The 17,550-nt window shown below is 67.5% G+C and carries 11 protein-coding genes and 1 pseudogene; 6 read left to right on the forward strand and 6 right to left on the reverse strand.

All coding sequences use genetic code 11. The features are described from left to right. The first annotated feature begins 7 nt into the window (after positions 1-7). Positions 8-2,593, forward strand: coding sequence for a DNA mismatch repair protein MutS (gene mutS, locus ACFQRC_RS07840; RefSeq protein WP_379959733.1), 2,586 nt, complete (start codon positions 8-10; stop codon positions 2,591-2,593). A gap of 8 nt (positions 2,594-2,601) precedes the next feature. Further along, positions 2,602-5,370, forward strand: coding sequence for a [protein-PII] uridylyltransferase (locus tag ACFQRC_RS07845; RefSeq protein WP_379959735.1), 2,769 nt, complete (start codon positions 2,602-2,604; stop codon positions 5,368-5,370). Here ACFQRC_RS07845 and ACFQRC_RS07850 read toward each other — a convergent pair. The 5 genes and pseudogenes from ACFQRC_RS07850 to thrS all read right to left on the reverse strand — a co-directional run bounded on the left by ACFQRC_RS07850 (position 5,337) and on the right by thrS (position 13,422). Next, positions 5,337-7,172 (reverse strand): cation:proton antiporter, encoded by a 1,836-nt coding sequence (locus ACFQRC_RS07850; protein ID WP_379959737.1) that lies wholly within the window; start codon positions 7,170-7,172, stop codon positions 5,337-5,339. The genes ACFQRC_RS07845 and ACFQRC_RS07850 overlap by 34 nt on opposite strands. A gap of 91 nt (positions 7,173-7,263) precedes the next feature. Next, the gene (locus ACFQRC_RS07855; RefSeq protein ID WP_379959739.1) at positions 7,264-10,062 is read right to left on the reverse strand and encodes a TonB-dependent receptor; all 2,799 of its coding nucleotides are present in this window, start codon (positions 10,060-10,062) and stop codon (positions 7,264-7,266) included. Positions 10,063-10,361: 299 nt separating this feature from the next. After that, positions 10,362-10,892, reverse strand: a complete 531-nt coding sequence (infC, locus tag ACFQRC_RS07860; protein ID WP_379959741.1) for a translation initiation factor IF-3 — start codon at positions 10,890-10,892, stop codon at positions 10,362-10,364. 133 nt (positions 10,893-11,025) lie between these two features. Further along, a pseudogene (locus ACFQRC_RS07865) lies at positions 11,026-11,154 on the reverse strand (VapC toxin family PIN domain ribonuclease); the annotation flags it as partial. Positions 11,155-11,412: 258 nt separating this feature from the next. Beyond that, positions 11,413-13,422 (reverse strand): threonine--tRNA ligase, encoded by a 2,010-nt coding sequence (gene thrS, locus ACFQRC_RS07870; protein ID WP_379959744.1) that lies wholly within the window; start codon positions 13,420-13,422, stop codon positions 11,413-11,415. A gap of 418 nt (positions 13,423-13,840) precedes the next feature. On the opposite strand from thrS, the gene ACFQRC_RS07875 reads away from it, so the two are divergent. Together ACFQRC_RS07875 and ACFQRC_RS07880 are read left to right on the forward strand one after the other, a co-directional pair. After that, the gene (locus tag ACFQRC_RS07875; RefSeq protein ID WP_379959746.1) at positions 13,841-14,578 is read left to right on the forward strand and encodes an alpha/beta fold hydrolase; all 738 of its coding nucleotides are present in this window, start codon (positions 13,841-13,843) and stop codon (positions 14,576-14,578) included. Beyond that, positions 14,575-15,387: a tetratricopeptide repeat protein gene (locus ACFQRC_RS07880; RefSeq protein ID WP_379959748.1), complete on the forward strand. Its 813-nt coding sequence runs from the start codon at positions 14,575-14,577 to the stop codon at positions 15,385-15,387. The genes ACFQRC_RS07875 and ACFQRC_RS07880 overlap by 4 nt, the downstream gene beginning before the upstream one ends. A gap of 179 nt (positions 15,388-15,566) precedes the next feature. Here ACFQRC_RS07880 and ACFQRC_RS07885 read toward each other — a convergent pair whose 3' ends face one another. Beyond that, entirely contained in the window at positions 15,567-16,271 is a 705-nt protein-coding gene (locus ACFQRC_RS07885) for an SIMPL domain-containing protein (protein WP_379959750.1), read from the reverse strand. Between the two features lie 92 nt (positions 16,272-16,363). On the opposite strand from ACFQRC_RS07885, the gene ACFQRC_RS07890 reads away from it, so the two are divergent. Both ACFQRC_RS07890 and gloB read left to right on the forward strand, forming a co-directional pair. Continuing rightward, complete coding sequence (locus ACFQRC_RS07890) at positions 16,364-16,783, forward strand: VOC family protein (protein WP_379959752.1); 420 nt, start codon at positions 16,364-16,366, stop codon at positions 16,781-16,783. Then, a complete protein-coding gene (gene gloB, locus ACFQRC_RS07895) occupies positions 16,777-17,505 on the forward strand; it encodes a hydroxyacylglutathione hydrolase (protein ID WP_379959754.1) in 729 nt (242 codons plus the stop codon). Before ACFQRC_RS07890 ends, gloB begins: the two co-directional genes overlap by 7 nt. Positions 17,506-17,550 lie beyond the last annotated feature (45 nt).

Genomic DNA, 17,550 nt, shown 5'->3' on the forward strand with positions numbered 1-17,550 from the left:
GACGCCCATGATGGCGCAATATCTGGCGCTGAAGGCCGAGGTGGCGGATTGCCTGCTCTTCTACCGGATGGGCGACTTCTTTGAGATGTTCTTCGAGGACGCCCGCGCCGCCGCCTTATGCCTCGACATCGCGCTGACCGCGCGGGGCGAGCATGAAGGCGAGCCGATTCCGATGTGCGGCGTGCCGATCCACGCCGCCGAAGCCTATCTCGCGCGGCTCATCAAGGCCGGGCACCGCGTCGCCATCGCCGAGCAGACCGAGAGCCCGGCCGAGGCGAAGAAGCGCGGTTCGAAGTCGGTCGTCGCCCGCGCCATCGTGAGGGTGGTGACCGCCGGCACGCTGACCGAGGAGGCCTTGCTCGATTCGCGCGCCGCCAACTGGCTGGTCGCGGTGGCCAGAGCGGGCGAGCTTTACGGCCTCGCCGCCGCCGACGTCTCGACCGGCCGCTTCGAGCTGACCTCCGTGGCGGCGCCCGCGCTGGACGCGGAACTCGCCCGGCTGTCGGCGGCCGAGATCGTCGCGCCCGAGCCGTTCGACGCGCTCCAAGGCCAGCCGCTGCGGCAGCGGTGCGACGGTTTCGACAGCCTCTCGGCGGAACGGAGACTTAAGGAGCGCTTCGGCGTGGCGACCCTCGACGGCTTCGGCGGGTTCGACCGCGCCGCCCTCGCCGCCGCCGGTGGCCTCCTCGCTTATCTCGACGAGGTCGCGCGCGAGACCTTGCCGTTCCTCCAGCCGCCGCTCGGCCGCGCCGCCGACGGCCACATGATGATCGACGCGGCGACCCGCGAGAGCCTGGAGCTCAGCGTCTCGGCGTCGGGCACACGCGCGGGGAGCCTGCTCGCCGCCGTCGACCGCACCGTCACCGGGGCCGGCGCCCGCCTGCTCGCCGCCGACATAGGCGCGCCTTTGCTCGGCCGGCCGCTCATCGAGGCGCGGCTCGACCTGGTGTCGCTGTTCGCCGGCGACGCCGGCCTGCGGGACGGGCTCAGGCGGCAGCTCAAGGCCCTGCCCGACATCGGCCGCGCGCTCGGGCGGCTGGCGGCGGGCCGGGGGACTCCGCGCGACCTCGGCCAGCTGCGCGACGGACTCGACGAGGCCCGCCGCCTGCACGATCGGCTCGCTGCGCGGGCCGATCCGCCCATGCTCTTCGCCGAACTCCTCCCCACCCTCGTCGGCCATGGCGCGCTGGTCGATCTCCTCTCCCGCGCGCTCGTCCCGTCGCCGCCGATCGACACCGCGCAGGGCGGCTACATCGCCGAAGGCTATGATTCCGCTTTGGACGATCTTCGTGCCACCGGCGGCGAAGGGCGGCGGGCGATCGCGGGACTGGAAGCGCGCTTCCGGCAGCAGACCGGCATCCCCACATTGAAGATCCGCCACAATGGGGTGCTCGGCTACCATATCGAAGTGCCGGCCAAACATGCCGACCGGCTGATGGCGGCGGATTCGGGCTTCACCCATCGCCAGACCCTCGCCGGCGTCGTCCGCTTCAACGCGCCGGACCTGCACGAGCAGGCGCTGCGGGTCGGGCAGGCCGGCGCCCACGCGCTCGCCGCCGAGGCCGCTCACCTGGAGGAGCTGGTCGCCGCCGCGCTGGCGCGCGCCCATGCCATCGCCGCGGCCGCCGACGCGCTGGCCCGGCTCGACGTGGCGGCGGCGCTGGCCGAGCGGGCGGCGGAGGGCGGCTGGTGCCGGCCGCATTTCGTCGACCATAATTGCTTCGAGATCGAGGCCGGGCGCCATCCGGTGGTCGAGGATGCGCTGCGGGCGAGCGGCGAACGCTTCGTCGCTAACGATTGCGGACTTTCCGAGGACGGGCGGCTCTGGCTGGTCACCGGACCCAATATGGGCGGCAAGTCCACCTTCCTCCGTCAGAACGCCCTGATTGCCCTGCTCGCCCAGGCCGGGTCGTTCGTGCCCGCGGCGAAGGCGACGCTCGGTTTGGTAGACCGCCTGTTCAGCCGGGTCGGCGCGTCGGACAATCTGGCGCGCGGCCGCTCGACATTCATGGTCGAGATGGTCGAGACCGCCGCCATCATCGCCCAGGCGACGGAGCGCAGCTTCGTCATATTGGACGAGGTCGGGCGCGGCACCTCCACTTATGACGGCCTCGCCATCGCCTGGGCGGTGGTCGAGGCGATCCACGACCGCAACCGCTGCCGCTGTCTGTTCGCGACGCACTATCACGAGCTGACGCGGCTGGCCGAGCGGCTCGACGCCCTCTCCCTCCACCACGTCCGCGCGCGCGAATGGAAGGGCGAGCTGGTGTTCCTCCACGAGGTCGCGACCGGCCCCGCCGACCGCAGCTACGGTCTCGCCGTCGCCAAGCTCGCCGGCCTGCCGCCGCCGGTCCTCGCCCGCGCCCGCTCGGTGCTGGCCAAGCTGGAAGAAGGCCGCGCCGCCACCGGCGGTATCGCCGCCGGCCTCGACGACCTGCCCCTGTTCGCCGCCGCCTTGACGCAGGAGGAAGCCGCGCCCGACCCCCTGCTCGCGGCGCTGGCGGAGATCGACGCCGATGCGCTCAGCCCGCGCGAGGCGCTCGACGCGGTCTACCGGCTGAAACGGCTGGCGGCCGAGCAAAGCGGGCCCTAGGCGAGCCCATGGCGGAGCGCCTCTCTTCCGTTCCGAACCGACGCGCCATCGTCGATCGCCGCGCTCTGGCCGACGCGATCGAGGCGCTGCGCGAAATCTCCAATCCGCCGCGCAGGAAGCAGGCCGCCACCGGATTGCTGAAACAGGCGCTCGGCGACGGCCGCGCCGAGATCGCCCGCCGCCTCGCCGAAAAGCCCTGGCAGGGCAGCGAGACCGCGTCCGCTTACGCCTTCCTGACCGACCAGATCATGCGGCTTGCCTATGATTTCGTCACCGGCCAGCTCTATCCGCTCGGCAATCCGACGGCCGGGCAGCGGCTGACCCTGGCGGCGGTGGGCGGCTATGGACGCGGCGAGATGGCGCTCCACTCCGATGTCGACATCGCCTTCGTCTGCCCCTGGAAGCCGACCGGATGGACCGAGCAGGTCATCGAGGCGATGCTCTATCTGCTGTGGGACCTGGGGCTGAAGGTCGGCCACTCCGTCCGCTCGGTCGACGACATGGTCCGCATCGCTGCTTCCGACCACACGGTGCGGACCGCGATACTGGAATCGCGCTATTTGTGGGGCGACGAGCGGCTTTACGACGAAGCGCAGGCCCGCTTCTTCAACGACGTCGTCGCCGGCAACGCCAAGGCCTTCGTCACCGAGAAACTGGAGGAGAGGAACGAGCGCCACGAACGGATGGGCGACAGCCGCTACCTCGTCGAGCCCAATGTCAAGGAGGGCAAGGGCGGCCTTCGCGATCTCCACACGCTCTTCTGGATCGGCAAATATGCCTATCGTGTGCGGTCGCTCCCCGAACTGGTCGAAAAGGGCCTGCTCACCCAGCCCGAGCTCAGGCAGTTCCAGAAGGCGGAACGGTTCCTGTGGGCGGTCCGCTGCCACCTCCACCTCATCACCGACCGCGCGGAGGACCGGCTGACCTTCGATTACCAGCGCGAGATAGCCGCCCGGATGAACTATGCCGACCGGCCGGGCAAATCGCCGGTCGAGCGGTTCATGCAGCATTATTTCCTGCACGCCAAATCGGTCGGCGACCTGACCGGAGTCTTCCTCGCCCATCTCGACGAGCAGTTCGCGCGGAGCGGACGGCGGTTCGGGCTTCCCGCGCTCCGCCGCCGCCCGCGCCGGCTTGAGGGCTTCGTCCTCGACCGCGGGCGGCTGGCGCTCCCGAGCGACGATTTCTTCCACGAAGACCCGATCCGGCTCATCCAGATCTTCGCGCTCGCCGACAAATATGAGCTGGAAATCCATCCCCTCGCGATACGGGCGGCGAGCCGCGATTCGAAGCTGATCGACAACGACATCCGCGACGATCCGCGCGCCAACGCGCTGTTCCTCGACGTGCTGGCATCCCCGCGCGATCCGGAGACGGTGCTGAGATGGATGAACGAGGCCGGCATCTTCGGCCGTTTCGTTCCCGATTTCGGCCGCGTCGTCGCGCAGATGCAGTTCGACATGTACCATCATTATACGGTCGACGAGCATTCGATCCGGGCGATCGGCCTGCTCGCGAAGATCGAGCGCGGCGAGCTTCGCGAGGATCATCCCATCTCATCCGCGATCATCCATCAGATCTCGTCCAGGCGCGTGCTCTACGCCGCCGTGCTGCTGCACGACATCGCCAAGGGTCGGGGCGGCGATCACAGCGTGCTGGGGGCGGAGGTGGCGCACGATCTGTGCCCGCGCCTCGGCCTGACCGATGCCGAGACCGAGACCGTGGCCTGGCTGGTGCGCTGGCACCTGCTGATGTCGGCGACCGCGTTCAAGCGCGACTTGAGCGACATCAAGACGATCGCGGATTTCGTCGGCCGGGTGAAGAGCCTGGAGCGGCTGCGCCTGCTCCTGATGCTCACCGTCGTCGATATCCGCGCCGTCGGCCCGGGCGTCTGGAACAGCTGGAAGCGGCAACTGCTCCGCGACCTCTTCGAATCGGCGGAGGAGATGCTCCGCCTCGGCCACAAGCAGAAGGGACGGCGGCAGCGTATCGAGGCGACCCAGGGAGAGCTGGCGGGCCGCCTCGGCTGGGACGAGAGCCGCTTCGCGCGCCTCGCCTGGCGGCTTCCCGATTCCTACTGGCTGGCCGAACCGATCGAGGTGCTGCTCTGCAACGCCCGCTTCGTCGACACCGCCGATCGCAAGCCGGCCGCGACCGCGCCGCTCTGGACCGGCGTCCAGGAGGAGCGCGGCGGCACCCTCGTCACCGTCTATGCCAGGGACCAGCCGGGCCTGTTCTACAGGGTGGCGGGCGCGATCAGCCTCGCCGGCGGCAACATCATCGACGCGCGCATCCACACCACCAACGACGGCATGGCGCTCGACAATTTCCTGGTCCAGGACGCCGCCGGCGCCCCCTTCGACGATCCGCACCAGCTGGAGCGGCTGGAACAAGCGGTGAAGGGCGCCGCCGCCGGACAGGAACCGCAGATCGCGCGGCTCGAGGCGAAAGCGCTGCCGCTCGCGCGCGCCGAGGCGTTCCGGATTCGCCCCGCCGTGTTCATCGATAACAAGGCGTCGAACCGCTATACCGTCATCGAGGTCAACGCCCGCGACCGGGCGGCCTTGCTGAGCGGCCTCGCTCAGGCTCTGTCCCAGTCGAAGACGACCATCCATTCGGCGCACGTCGCCACTTATGGCGAGCGCGCGGTGGACGTCTTCTACCTGACCGACCTCCATGGCGCCAAGATCGAGCGCCCGGCGCGGCTGAAGGCGATCCGCGACCGGCTGCTCAAGGCCGCGGACTATTCCGGCGAGGCCGGGCGCTCCGCCGCCTGAACGGCCTTCTTGTCGCGCCGCGTCATCGCGGCCTCCGGCGGCGCGTAGCTGATGACGACGTCGCCCGCCTCGGTGACCGGGCGGGCGTCCGTCGAGAAGAAGAGCAATCGGTTGTCGGGCTTCAGCACCGCCAGGCTCTCGGCATCGTCGGGACGCGAGGCCAGATGGTCCTTCAGGCTATATTCCTCGGTGATCCTGGTCCGGCTGAACTGCCAGCCGGCGAGCTGGCGGGTCACCAATTCCTCGATCGACGGGCCGCCCGGCATCAGCACCCGTCCCCTGACCGGCGCGCGCTCCCGATCGGCGCCGATCTGGCTGACCGATTCATAGCCGATCTCGGGGCCGAGGTCGGCGCAGACGAGCGCGTTGTAGGCATCATTGTCGGTCGCGGCGACGAGCTGCTGGAAATCCTTCAGGTCGAGCCGGTCGTGGGTGACCTCGTCCAATATGTCGCCCCGATAGATTTCGAGCTCGCGCTTGCGGGCGGCGCGGAGCGCGAGCTTGCTCGAATCGGCGACGGTGACCGGGAGGTCGAGGGACTTGAGCAATGCGCCGAAATCGATCGTCCAGTTGTTGGCGCCGATCAGCAGGATGCCGCGGCCGGGCCCCTTGTCGAGCCCGAGCCGCTCCGAGAGCCTCTGGGCGGTGAAGCCGTGCGCGAAGATGGTCGCGACGACGACGCCGAAGGAGAGCGGGATCAGCGCGTCGGCGTCGGGCACGCCATTTTCGGTTAGGCGAAGCGCGAACAGGCCGGTGATGGCGACGGCGACCACGCCTCGCGGCGCGATCCAGGCGATGAACAGCCGCTCCTTCCATGGCACCTTGGAGAGGAACAGGCTGACGAGCACGGTCAGCGGCCGGACGACGAACAGCAGCAGCAGCAGGAAGATGATGAATCGCGCCTCGAAGGCCCGTATCGTCTCCCAGTCGAGCGTCGCCGGCAGGATGATGAACACGCCCGAGACCAGCAGCACGCCCAGATCCTCCTTGAACCGCCTGAGCGCCTGGAAGGAGTAGAATGGCCGGTTGGCCAGGGTGATCCCCATCACGGTGACGGTGACGAGACCGGTTTCGTGCTGGATGAAGTCGGCGATGATGAAGCCGGAGATGACGAAGACGAGAAGGACCGGCGCCTTCAGGAATTCGGGCACCAGGCCGCGCGGGAAGAGCCAAGTGATGGCATAGCCGAGGCCGAAGCCGAGGAAGCCGGCGAGCAGCGAGGAGAGGAGCACGTCGAGGCCGATGGCGGCGACGCTCACCTGCTGGCCTTCATAGGTGATGTAGGCGAAGATGAACACGGCGAGCAAAGCGCCGATGGGATCGTTGACGATGCCTTCCCATTTGAGGATGTGCGCCGGTCGCTGGCCGATGCGCAAGGTGCGCAGCATCGGCCCGATCACCGTCGGACCGGTCACCACCATGATGCCGCCGAACAGCGCGGAGACGGGAAGCGACAGACCGGCGCCGTAATAAGCGGCGGCGGTGCCGAGCGCCCAGCCGATCGGCACGCCCAGGATGACCAGCCGCAAGACCGCCGGGCCGGCGTGGCGAAGCTCGCGGAAGTTGAGGCTGAGACCGCCGTCGAACAGGATGACGGCCACGGCGAGCTTGATGATGGGCTCCTGCAGAGCGCCGAAGTCGCGTTCCGGATCGATGATGCCCAGCACCGGGCCGGCGATAAGGCCGGTCAGCAGCATCAGCGCGATGGCCGGCTTGCCGGTGCGCCACGCGATCCACTGCGCGCCGACGCCGAGCACGCCGATCAAAGCGATCTTCACCATCAGCGAGTCGACGAATATCATTCCGCCTTCATGCCGGGCGGACGCGGCGAGGGCAAACAAGAAGGGCCCCCGCCGTCGCCGGCGGAGGCCCTCTTTTTCACCGGTCCGCCGATCAGAAGCGGGTGCGGACGGTCACGCCGTAGGTGCGCGGCTCGGCCAGGAACGAGCCGAACAGCTGGTTGGCCCGCGGGTAGAAACCCTGCTGGATGCCGCGGATCGTGCCCGAGCCCTGGATCGGGGCGTCGAACGCGATCTGCTGGTAATCCTCGTCGAGCAGATTCTGCGCCCAGAGCTCGATGCCCCAGCGGTCGTCGCGGCCGCGCACGCCTACGCGGGCGTTCATGACGAAATATTCGTCCTGCAGCTTCTCCAGATCGAGGTCGGAGCCGGTGTTGAGCTGGCTCTGATATCGGGCATCGACGTAGAAGAGGCCGGTCAGGCCGCTGTCGCCCAGAGGCGGCGTGTAGGTGAGCGATCCGGTGAGCGTCCACAGCGACGAGTTGGAAAGGCGGCGGCCGGGCAGCTGGAACAGGGCGTTGGACAGCGGCTGTCCGTCGATCCCCACCAGGTTGCGGCGATATTTGGTATCGACCACGGTCGCGCCGAGATTGACGCCGAGATTGTCGATCGGGCGCATGAACGCCTCGACCTCGACGCCCTTGCTCTTGACGCCACCCTTGACGCCGCCCGGGCACGCGCCGGTCGCCGGGTCGTTATCCGTATCGGCGCCGCCCAGATCGTCCTTGCAGGCGTTCACGTTCGCGACCTCGAAAAACAGGCCGTTGAAGGTGTTGAGCTGGAAATCGTCGAACACCTGGTGGAAGGCGGTGACGTTGAGGTCGAAGCCGGGCCCGTTATATTTCGCGCCGATCTCGAAGGCGTCGACATTCTCGGGCTCGAAGATCAAGCCTTCGAGGCTCGCCGTGCCGGTCACCGGGCCTATTCCGCCCTGCCGCATCAGCGCCGACCTGTCGAGGTTGAAGCCGCCGGCCTTATAGCCGCGCGAGTAGCTGATATAGGTCAGCAGATCGTCGTTCGGCTTGAAGCTCAGCACGGCGGTGCCGCTGAGCGCGTCCTCCTTGTTGCGCACATTCTCCTGCGTGAAGCTGCCGCCGGGCACACTCGGGACGACGCAGGGCAGTTGCGCCAGCGCCGCGAACGGCGACGCCGCCAAAACCCGGCAGAAGAGGTTGTTGTCGGTGAGCGTCGCGTCGAGAGTCTTGCGCTCGTTGGTGTAGCGCAGGCCCAATGTCAGATCGACGCGATCGGTGATCTCGATGATATTGTGGGTGAAGAAGGCGAAGTTGCGGCTCTTCTGGTCGTAGCGGTCGTTCGCGCCGACATTGTTGATGGTGAGCGGCGGCAGGCCGAGCCCGGCGCCGAGCACCGCGCCGACGGCGTCGAAGCCGCCCAGCGGCACGCCCGGCACGAGGCCACCGAGCAGCGCCAGCAATCCGCGCCGCGGATCCTCGGCCGGGATGAGCGGGAGGAGGCCGCCGATCGTCGCCTGGTTGAAGCAGCCGACGCCGCCGACCGGCTGGACGAGGTTGATCGGCGTGCCGAACGCGGCGCTCAATTGCTGGCTGAGGCCGCCCGCCAGCACGCAATTGGCGTAGCGCTGATAATCGTTGCCGAAGCTCAGATTGTCGATGACGGTGAGCTTCTCATGGGCGTAATAGCCGCCGACCAACCAGTCGAGCCGGCCGTCGAACGCCTCGCCCTGGAGCCGCAGTTCCTGGGTGAAGGTCCGGAACCGTTGCTGCGATCCGCCGTCGTCATCGCGGAAGAGGATGTCGAGATTGTTGTAGTCGGCGTCTTGGCCGCGCACATAATCGTTGCTTCGATAGGCGCTGATCGAGGTGAGTTCGGCACCTCCGAAATCGTAGACGGCCTCGGCCGACACGCCCCAATCCTCGACGTCCTGGCGATAGTTGCGGCCGGGTGTGATAGCGACATCGCGCTCGAATGGATCATCGAGGATAGTGGCCCCGAGCGCGCGCTCGAGCGCGGCGATCGAGGACGGCTCGAACAGGACGCCGCCGCTGCCGTCCGACACGGAATCGCGCGCGGGAAGGTAGACGGCGCCGCAGCATTCTTCGTCGCGCTTGGCGTAATCGCCGATCAGCCGCACCGACAGGGCGTCGCTCGGCTCGAACAGGAGCTGGCCGCGGATGAGATAGCGATCACGGTCGTTGACTCGGCGTTCGGAAATGACGTCCTTGAGATAGCCGTCGCGCTCCAGATAGACGCCGTCGAGGCGATAGGCGACGCTCTCCGAGATCGGCCCGGTGACGCCGAGTTCGGCGCGCATGAAGTCGTAATTGCCGTAGGTGAACTCGGCGCGCCCTTCGTGCTCGAACTTGGGACGGGCGGTGATGACCGAGATGATGCCGGCCGACGCGTTGCGGCCGAACAGGGTGCCCTGCGGCCCGCGCAGCACCTCGACCCGCTCGACCGGACCGAGCTCGGTCAGCGCGGTGCCGTTGCGCGACCGGTAGACGCCGTCGATGAACACGGCGACCGAGCTTTCCAGGCCCGGATTGTCGCCCACCGTGCCGACGCCACGGATGCGCGCGCTGCTGGCGCCGGCTTCCGACTGGGTGGAGGAGACGAGGAGGGAGGGCGACAATTGCTGGAGCTGGCGGATGTCGGCGGCGCCGGAATTCTGCATCGACTCGCCGCTGACCGCCGAGACGGCGAGGGGCACGTCCGACAGCGCCTGATTGCGGCGGGTGGCGGTGACGATGATGTCGCCATCGTCCCGGACGGCCGTCTCGGTCTGCGCGATGCCGGTGTCGTCGACGGCGCCGGACTGGGCGGTGGGGCTGACTTCATCCTCGGCGGGCTGCGCATAAGCGGGCGACGCGAGCGCGAGGACACCGGCCGAGACCAACCAAAAGGACTTCCGCATAATAACCCTCCCCGTTTTTTGGATTACGTTTGCGTCAAGCTACCCAAAAGGAACAGCCGCCTCCAGCCCAAAAACCGCAGTTTCCCGGTAGTTTCCACAGGTCATTGCATTAAGGCAACAAACCCGTTGCGGTTTGAAACGGAGGCTGGGGCGCGGCTGGTCGATGCCGTTACGGAATGCTGACTTCAGGGAAGCGGGCCGCAAGCCGAGCTTGACCGACGTTTGGCCCGGAGGGCGGAGAGCAGGCGACGTCCACGCGTCGATTTGAACCGAATCGGCTCGCCGCCGGCGCCGGCGCCTTATTTGGGCGCCAGCACCATCAGCATCTGCCGCCCTTCCATGCGCGGATGCTGTTCGACCTTGGCGGTCTCGGCGACATCCTCTTGGACGCGCTGGAGCAGGTTCATGCCGAGCTGGCCGTGGGCGAGCTCGCGGCCGCGGAAGCGCAGGGTGACCTTCACCTTGTCGCCCTCCTCGATGAAGGCGAAAACCTTCTTCATCTTGGTGTCGTAATCATGGTCGTCGATGTTGGGACGCATCTTGATCTCCTTGATCTCCTGCGTCTTCTGCGACTTCCGCGCGAGGTTCGCCTTTTTCTGCGCCTCATATTTATATTTGCCGACATCGAGATATTTGGCGACCGGCGGATCGGCGTTCGGGGACACCTCGACCAGGTCGAGCCCCACTTCGGCGGCCTGTTCGATCGCTTCGGCGGTCAGCATGACGCCCAGATTCTCGCCATTCTCATCGATCACCCGCACCTTCGGCGAGGAGATGAATTCGTTGAAGCGGGGGCCGTTCATCGGCGGCGTCTGAGGGCGCCGGGTCATAGGGGGACGTATAACAGCTTCTCCTTGAGTGCCTGATTGCGCCCTTCACCTAGTGAATCGCGGGCGCAATTGAAAGACGGGCCGGCGACGAAGCGCCGCTTTTCGGAACTCTGTTGCGGATCGGACGCGCGACTTAGGAAATAAGCGCGAGCGCCGCCGCCCCTTCGGTGGTCAGCCGCCGGTCGAACGTGGCGAACTGGCCGCCTCGAAAGACGGCCAAAGCAAGCAGATAGGTGTCGGTCACCTGCGCCGAAGCGGCGATCGCGTCGGCACGCGCCGGATCGCTTCGTCGCCCAGCTCGTTGATGAGTTCGAGCGTGACCACCACCCCTCGGCGAGGCAAAACCGCGAAGTCGCTAAGGGATTTAACGGTAGGAAACTGGCTCTTCATTCCCTTTCTCGCGAGTTCGGACACGACCTGCCCGACCGAGCGCCGCTCCGCGCTCCGCTATGGCTCGCGCCGCCGCGAGAATGTCGTCGTCTATCGCCAAGGTTGTGCGCATATGCGGCAAAATAAGGCATCAGGCATCAAGCATCAAATCCGGCGGCGTCGCTTCCCGTTTCAGCCGTTCGACCAGGGCATCAAGGCCCAGCACCTCCTGCCGCGCGTCGCCGCCGAGCGGGCGCAGGGCAACCGTCCGTTCCTCCGCCTCGCGCTTGCCGAGCACGAGCAAATTGGGGACCTTGGCGAGGCTGTGCTCGCGCACCTTGTAGTTGATCTTCTCGTTCCTGAGGTCGGCCTCGACCCGGATGCCGGCGGCCTTCAACGCCTCGACGACCTCATGCGCATAATCGTCGGCGTCCGAGACGATCGTCGCCACCACCGCTTGCACCGGCGCCAGCCACAAGGGAAAGCGGCCGGCATGATGCTCGATCAATATGCCGATGAAGCGCTCGAACGTGCCCAATATCGCGCGGTGGAGCATCACCGGCCGGTGGCGCGCGCCGTCCTCGCCGACATAGGATGCGTCGAGCCGCTCCGGCAGCACCGTGTCGGCCTGGATCGTGCCCACCTGCCAGGTCCGGCCGATCGCGTCGGTCAGATGGAATTCCAGCTTGGGCGCATAGAAGGCGCCTTCTCCCGGCAGCTCCTCCCAGCCGAATTCGGCCGTGGCGCGCCCGGCCGCGGCCACCGCCTCGCGCAATATCTGTTCCGACCGGTCCCATTCGGCGTCCGACCCGAAACGCTGCTCGGGCCGCAGCGCCAGCTTGATCGCATAGGTGTCAAAGCCGAGGTCGCGATAGACCGTGTCGAGCAGGTCGCAAAAGGCGACGATCTCGTCGACCAGCTGGTCCTCGCGGCAGAAGATATGGGCGTCGTCCTGGGTGAATTGCCGGACCCGCATGATGCCGTGCAGCGCCCCGTGCGGCTCGTTGCGGTGGCAGCAGCCGAATTCCGCCATCCGGATCGGCAGCTCGCGATAGGAAGTGATGCCCTGCTTGAAGATGAGGACGTGCGCCGGGCAGTTCATCGGCTTCAGCGCCATCAGGTCGCCCGTGCCCGAAAGCACCGGCGCGTCGTCGTCGGTCGACGGGATCTCGTCCGGCACGACGAACATATTCTCGCGATATTTGCCCCAATGACCCGAGCGCTCCCACTGGCGCGCGTCCATCAATTGCGGCGTCTTCACCTCGTCATAGCCAGCCGCGTCCAGGCGCCGGCGCATATAGGATTCGAGCTGGCGCCAGACGAGGAAGCCCTTGGGGTGCCAGAAGACGCTCCCCTGCGCCTCGCTCTGCAGGTGGAACAGGTCCATGTCCTGGCCGATCCGCCGATGGTCGCGCTTGGCGGCTTCCTCCAGCCGCACGAGATGGGCGTCGAGCTGCTTCCTGTTGAGCCAGCCGGTGCCGTAGATGCGGCTCAGCATCGCGTTCTTCTGGTCGCCGCGCCAGTAAGCGCCGGACACGCGCGTCAGCTTGAACGCGTTGGGATCGAGCTTCCCGGTCGAGGCGAGGTGCGGCCCGCGGCACAAATCCATCCAGCCGCCGGAACGGTACATCGTGATCGGCTCGCCCTCCGGCAGCTCCATCACCCATTCGGCCTTGAACGTCTCGCCGTGCTTCTCGAAGAAGGCGCGGACGTCGTCGCGGCTCCAGACTTCGCGCACCAGCGGCTCGTCGCGCGCGATCACGCGGCGCATCTCCTCCTCGATCGCGGGAAGATCCTCGTCGGTGAACGGCCCGCGCTCGGCGGCCGGCGCGAAATCGTAATAGAAACCGTCGTCGGTCGCCGGGCCGAACGTGATCTGCGTGCCGGGAAACAGATTCTGCACGGCTTCCGCCAGCACATGGGCATAATCGTGCCGCACCAGCTCGAGCGCGTCCGCTTCGTCGCGGCTGGTGATCAAGGCGAGCTCCGCATCGCCCTCGAACGGCCGCATGATGTCGCGCACTTCGCCATTGACCCGCGCCGCCATCGCCGCCTTGGCGAGCCCCGGCCCGATCGCCGCCGCGACATCGGCCGGCGTCGTCCCCGGCGCCACCTCGCGCACCGAGCCGTCGGGAAGGGCGATCTTGAAATGCTGCGTCATGGAACGCGCATGTAGCGAGCGAGGACGCCAATCTCCAGCCCCCGCGCGCGCTCCGCCGTAGTGCGAGGCTGAAGGGGTGAAGACGCGCCCGGATCGTCGCCGGGCTGCATGGAGGCCTCGATCAGGCCGCGGCCGTCGCTCACGGCGGGGAGCCCCCCCCTTCGGAGATCGTCGCGCGGCTGGTGGCGCTCAACGCGTCGCGCGCCGCCGAGGAAGCCGCCGGCACGATCCGCTGGCTCCGTCCCAATTATCAGCGCCCACGCTTTGGCGACTGATCCACCATTTTCCTACAGGCCCTTCGCCATGCTAGGGGGCGCTGCATGATCCTGGACCCGCCAAAAGCGCCGCGCGCGCACCGACCCACCCTCGCCCGGCGCAAGATGCGCATGAGTGCGAACATTGGGACCTTTGCCCGCTCATGACCGCCATTGCCCATCTCGAAATCGGCGAGGATCTCCGCCTCGCTTATCGCCACCGCCCCGGGCGCGGGCCGACCATCCTGTTCCTGCCGGGCTATGCGTCCGATATGGAAGGGACCAAGGCGGTCGCGCTCGACGCCTGGGCGGAGTGCGAAGGGCGGGCGATGCTGCGCTTCGATTATGCCGGCTGCGGGGCGAGCGACGGCGCCTTCGAAGCGCAGACCCTCGCCACATGGCGCGGCGACGTGCTGGCGATGATCGACGAGGTGATCGAGGGGCCGGTGCTGCTGGTCGGTTCGTCGATGGGCGGCTGGCTGATGCTGCTCGCCGCGCTCGCCCGGCCGGACCGGGTGGCGGGGCTGGTCGGGATCGCGGCCGCGCCCGATTTCACCTTCTGGGGCTTCAGCCAGGATCAGAAGATGGAGATATTGCGCGAGGGCCGGATCGAGGAGCCCTCGCCTTATGGCGACCCCGTGGTCACCACCCGCGCCTTCTGGGAAAGCGGCGAGGCCCTGCGCCTGCTCCACGGGCCGATCGCGATCGACTGCCCCGTCCGCCTTCTCCACGGCCAGGCCGATGCCGACGTGCCCTGGCAATATTCGCTGGAACTGATGAAGCTGCTGCGTTCAGCCGACGTGCAGACGGCGTTCGTCAAGGACGGCGACCACCGCCTGTCGCGCGGGCGCGACGTCGCGCTCCTGATCGCGGCCGTCAACGGACTGCTGGAGGAATCGTGATCGCATTGCTGATGGCGCTCGCCGCCGCTCAGGTCGGGCCATTCCCCACGCCGAATGCCGATGCGCCCATTCCCGAGCTGGAGAAACGCCCGCCGGCGCCGTCGGCCGAACCTCGGGCGACGCCGGTGTCGGACCAGGACGGCTATGCCCAATGCGCGGCCCTGGTGCGGAGCGACGCCGAGCGGGCCTTGACCGTCGCCAACGAATGGCTGGTGCGCGGCGGGGGCATATTCGCGCGCCAGTGCGCCGGCTTGGCTTATGTCGAACTGGGCCGCTGGGACGCGGCCGCCGCCGCTTTCGCGCAGGCCGCGGAACAAGCCGAGACGACGGTCGATCCGCGCCGCGCCGATTTCTGGGTGCAGGCCGGCAATAGCTGGCTGGCCGCCGGCGACGCCCTCCAGGCGCGCCGGGCGTTCGATTCGGCGCTGGCCACCGCCTTGCTGGCGCCGCAGCTGCGCGGCGAGGTCCATCTCGACCGCGCTCGCGCCGGAGTCGCGCTCGACGACTTGGCCGGCGCCCGCGTCGATCTCGACAAGGGGCTGGAGCTGGTTCCGCAAGATCCGTTCGGCTGGTATCTCTCCTCGGCGCTGGCGCTCAAGGAGAAGGATCTGGCGCGCGCCCAGGACGACATCGCCGAGGCGGTGCGACTGGCCCCGGACGATGCCAACCTGCTGGTCCATGCCGGCAACGTCGCCGGCATCTCCGGCGAGGTCGAAGCGGCGAAAGGCCTCTATACGAGGGCGATCAGGCTCGCCCCCGGCACCGACGCGGCCAAGGCGGCTGAAGCGGCGCTCGCCGCGAATCGATAGGCAGGATGTGAATGATACCGCTCATCCTGAGGAGGGATTGAGCTTGGCGAAGGCCCGTCTCGAAGGACCGGCCCCAGTGCGTCCTTCGAGACGCCGCTTCGACAAGCTCAGCGGCTCCTCAGGATGAGCGGGGAGGAGTGCATCAGATGCTCAGCTCTTCTCGGCCTGGCCAACCCCGCTCAATCGAGGTAGAAATCGATCGTCGTCACCACCCGCACCTTCTGGAACGGCGAATCGTTGCCCGATCCGCTATCCTCGCCGTCGCGGGCGCCGATCGAGAAATAGCCCTGGGTCGCCTGCTTGATGCCGCCGACATCCGCGCCCGAATCCTCGGCGAATTGTTCGGCACCCTTGCGGGCATCCTTGGTCGCCTCGGCGATCATCGCCGGTTTGACGTCGTTCAATTTGGTGAAGTTGTAGGTCATCCCCGATCCTTCCTCGACCGCGACGCCGTCGCGGATGAGGTCGAACTGCCGGGCATAGGCCTGGCGGGCTTTCATCACGTCGTTGGTGCGAAGCAGCAGGCGGCGGCGGACCGTGACGCTGTCGACGCCGCGGTTGCTGTCATAATATTGGCTGACGCTGACCCCGGCCGTGCTGACCTCCTCATCCTTGAAGCCGGCGGCCCGAAGGAAGTCGGTGATGGCGCGCGTATCCTGGTCGATCGCGGTCTGGACGGGGCCGAGCTCGGTGCCCTGCTCGGTATAGGCGATCGACCAGGTGGCGAGATCGGCGGTGACGTCGCGCTCGGCGAGTCCGCGCACCGTCACCGACCGGTCCGCCATGCGGGCGCGGCGGAGGCCGTCGCCGAGCAGATAGCCGCCGATGATGATGCCGAGCGCGACGATGCCCGCGGCGATGAAGCTGTTCCGGTCCCACGTCATGAAAACACCCCCCAACGAGGTGGCGGGAACGCCGCCTCGCCCCCATAATAAGCGCATCGGGAGCCGCCGCATAGAATGATTGAGGAAGCGTTATGAAATATTTGCACACGATGGTCCGCGTCTCGGATCCGGCCGAGAGCCTGCGCTTCTTCGAGCTGCTCGGCCTCCGCGAATTGCGGCGCCACGATCATGAACAGGGCCGCTTCACGCTCATCTTCCTCGCCGCTCCGGGGGATGAGGACGCGCAGGTCGAGCTTACCCACAATTGGGACCATGAGGGCGGCTATGAAGGCGGCCGCAATTTCGGCCATCTCGCCTATCGCGTCGGCGACATATATGAAGTCTGCCGGCGGCTGATGGACCAGGGCGTCACCATCAACCGCCCGCCGCGCGACGGCCGCATGGCCTTCGTCCGATCGCCCGACGGCATCTCGGTCGAACTGCTCCAGGAGGGCGAGGCGCTGCCGCCGGCCGAGCCGTGGGCGTCGATGGAGAATGTCGGCACATGGTAGAGATCGTCCGCATCCCCGCCTTGAGCGACAATTATATCTGGCTGGTCCACGAGCCGGGCTCCGGCGAGACATTGGTGATCGACCCCGCCGTCGCCGACCCCGTCCTCGCCGAGGCGGACGCGCGGGGCTGGCGGATCACCCAGGTCTGGAACACGCATTGGCATCCCGATCACACCGGTGGCAACGGAGCGATAAAGGCGGCGACCAGCTGCCGAATCACCGGCCCCGCCGCCGAAGCGGAGCGGATCCCAACGCTGGATCGATGGGTGGCGGAGGGCGACAGGGTGGCGCTCGGCGCGATCGAGGCAATCGTGATGGAGACTCCCGCCCATACCGCCGGGCACATTTCCTATCATCTCCCGTCGGAAGGGCTGATCTTCGTCGGCGACACATTGTTCGCGATGGGCTGCGGCCGCCTGTTCGAAGGTGAGGCCGACCAGATGCACGCCAACCTCCAGCGTTTCGCCGCCCTCCCGCCGGAGACCTTTGTCTATTGCGCCCACGAATATACGCTCGCCAACGGCCGCTTCGCATTGTCGGTCGAGCCGGACAACCGGGCGCTGGTCGAACGGATGGAGCAAGTCGAGGTAATGCGAGCGGCGGGCGAGGCGACCTTGCCCACCACGATCGCCCTCGAACGGGCGACCAATCCGTTCATGCGCGCCCCCTCCGCCGAAGAACTGGCCGAAAGGCGGCGCGCCAAGGATGCATTTCGGGGCTGAAGCGTTTATGATCCGCAAGCGGGGCGCCAAATGATGGAGGCGATC

This window comes from Enterovirga sp. GCM10030262, from assembly GCF_042666435.1.
Classification (GTDB): domain Bacteria; phylum Pseudomonadota; class Alphaproteobacteria; order Sphingomonadales; family Sphingomonadaceae; genus Allosphingosinicella.

Excerpts from the sequence above, each read along its gene's own strand:
- ACFQRC_RS07890 (WP_379959752.1), top strand. The coding sequence starts at position 16,364 with ATGAAATATTTGCACACGATGGTCCGCGTCTCGGATCCGGCCGAGAGC.
- ACFQRC_RS07885 (WP_379959750.1), bottom strand. The coding sequence starts at position 16,271 with ATGACGTGGGACCGGAACAGCTTCATCGCCGCGGGCATCGTCGCGCTC.
- ACFQRC_RS07855 (WP_379959739.1), bottom strand. The coding sequence starts at position 10,062 with ATGCGGAAGTCCTTTTGGTTGGTCTCGGCCGGTGTCCTCGCGCTCGCG.
- mutS (WP_379959733.1), top strand. The coding sequence starts at position 8 with ATGATGGCGCAATATCTGGCGCTGAAGGCCGAGGTGGCGGATTGCCTG.
- ACFQRC_RS07845 (WP_379959735.1), top strand. The coding sequence starts at position 2,602 with ATGGCGGAGCGCCTCTCTTCCGTTCCGAACCGACGCGCCATCGTCGAT.
- thrS (WP_379959744.1), bottom strand. The coding sequence starts at position 13,422 with ATGACGCAGCATTTCAAGATCGCCCTTCCCGACGGCTCGGTGCGCGAG.
- infC (WP_379959741.1), bottom strand. The coding sequence starts at position 10,892 with ATGACCCGGCGCCCTCAGACGCCGCCGATGAACGGCCCCCGCTTCAAC.
- ACFQRC_RS07850 (WP_379959737.1), bottom strand. The coding sequence starts at position 7,172 with ATGATATTCGTCGACTCGCTGATGGTGAAGATCGCTTTGATCGGCGTG.
- gloB (WP_379959754.1), top strand. The coding sequence starts at position 16,777 with ATGGTAGAGATCGTCCGCATCCCCGCCTTGAGCGACAATTATATCTGG.
- ACFQRC_RS07875 (WP_379959746.1), top strand. The coding sequence starts at position 13,841 with ATGACCGCCATTGCCCATCTCGAAATCGGCGAGGATCTCCGCCTCGCT.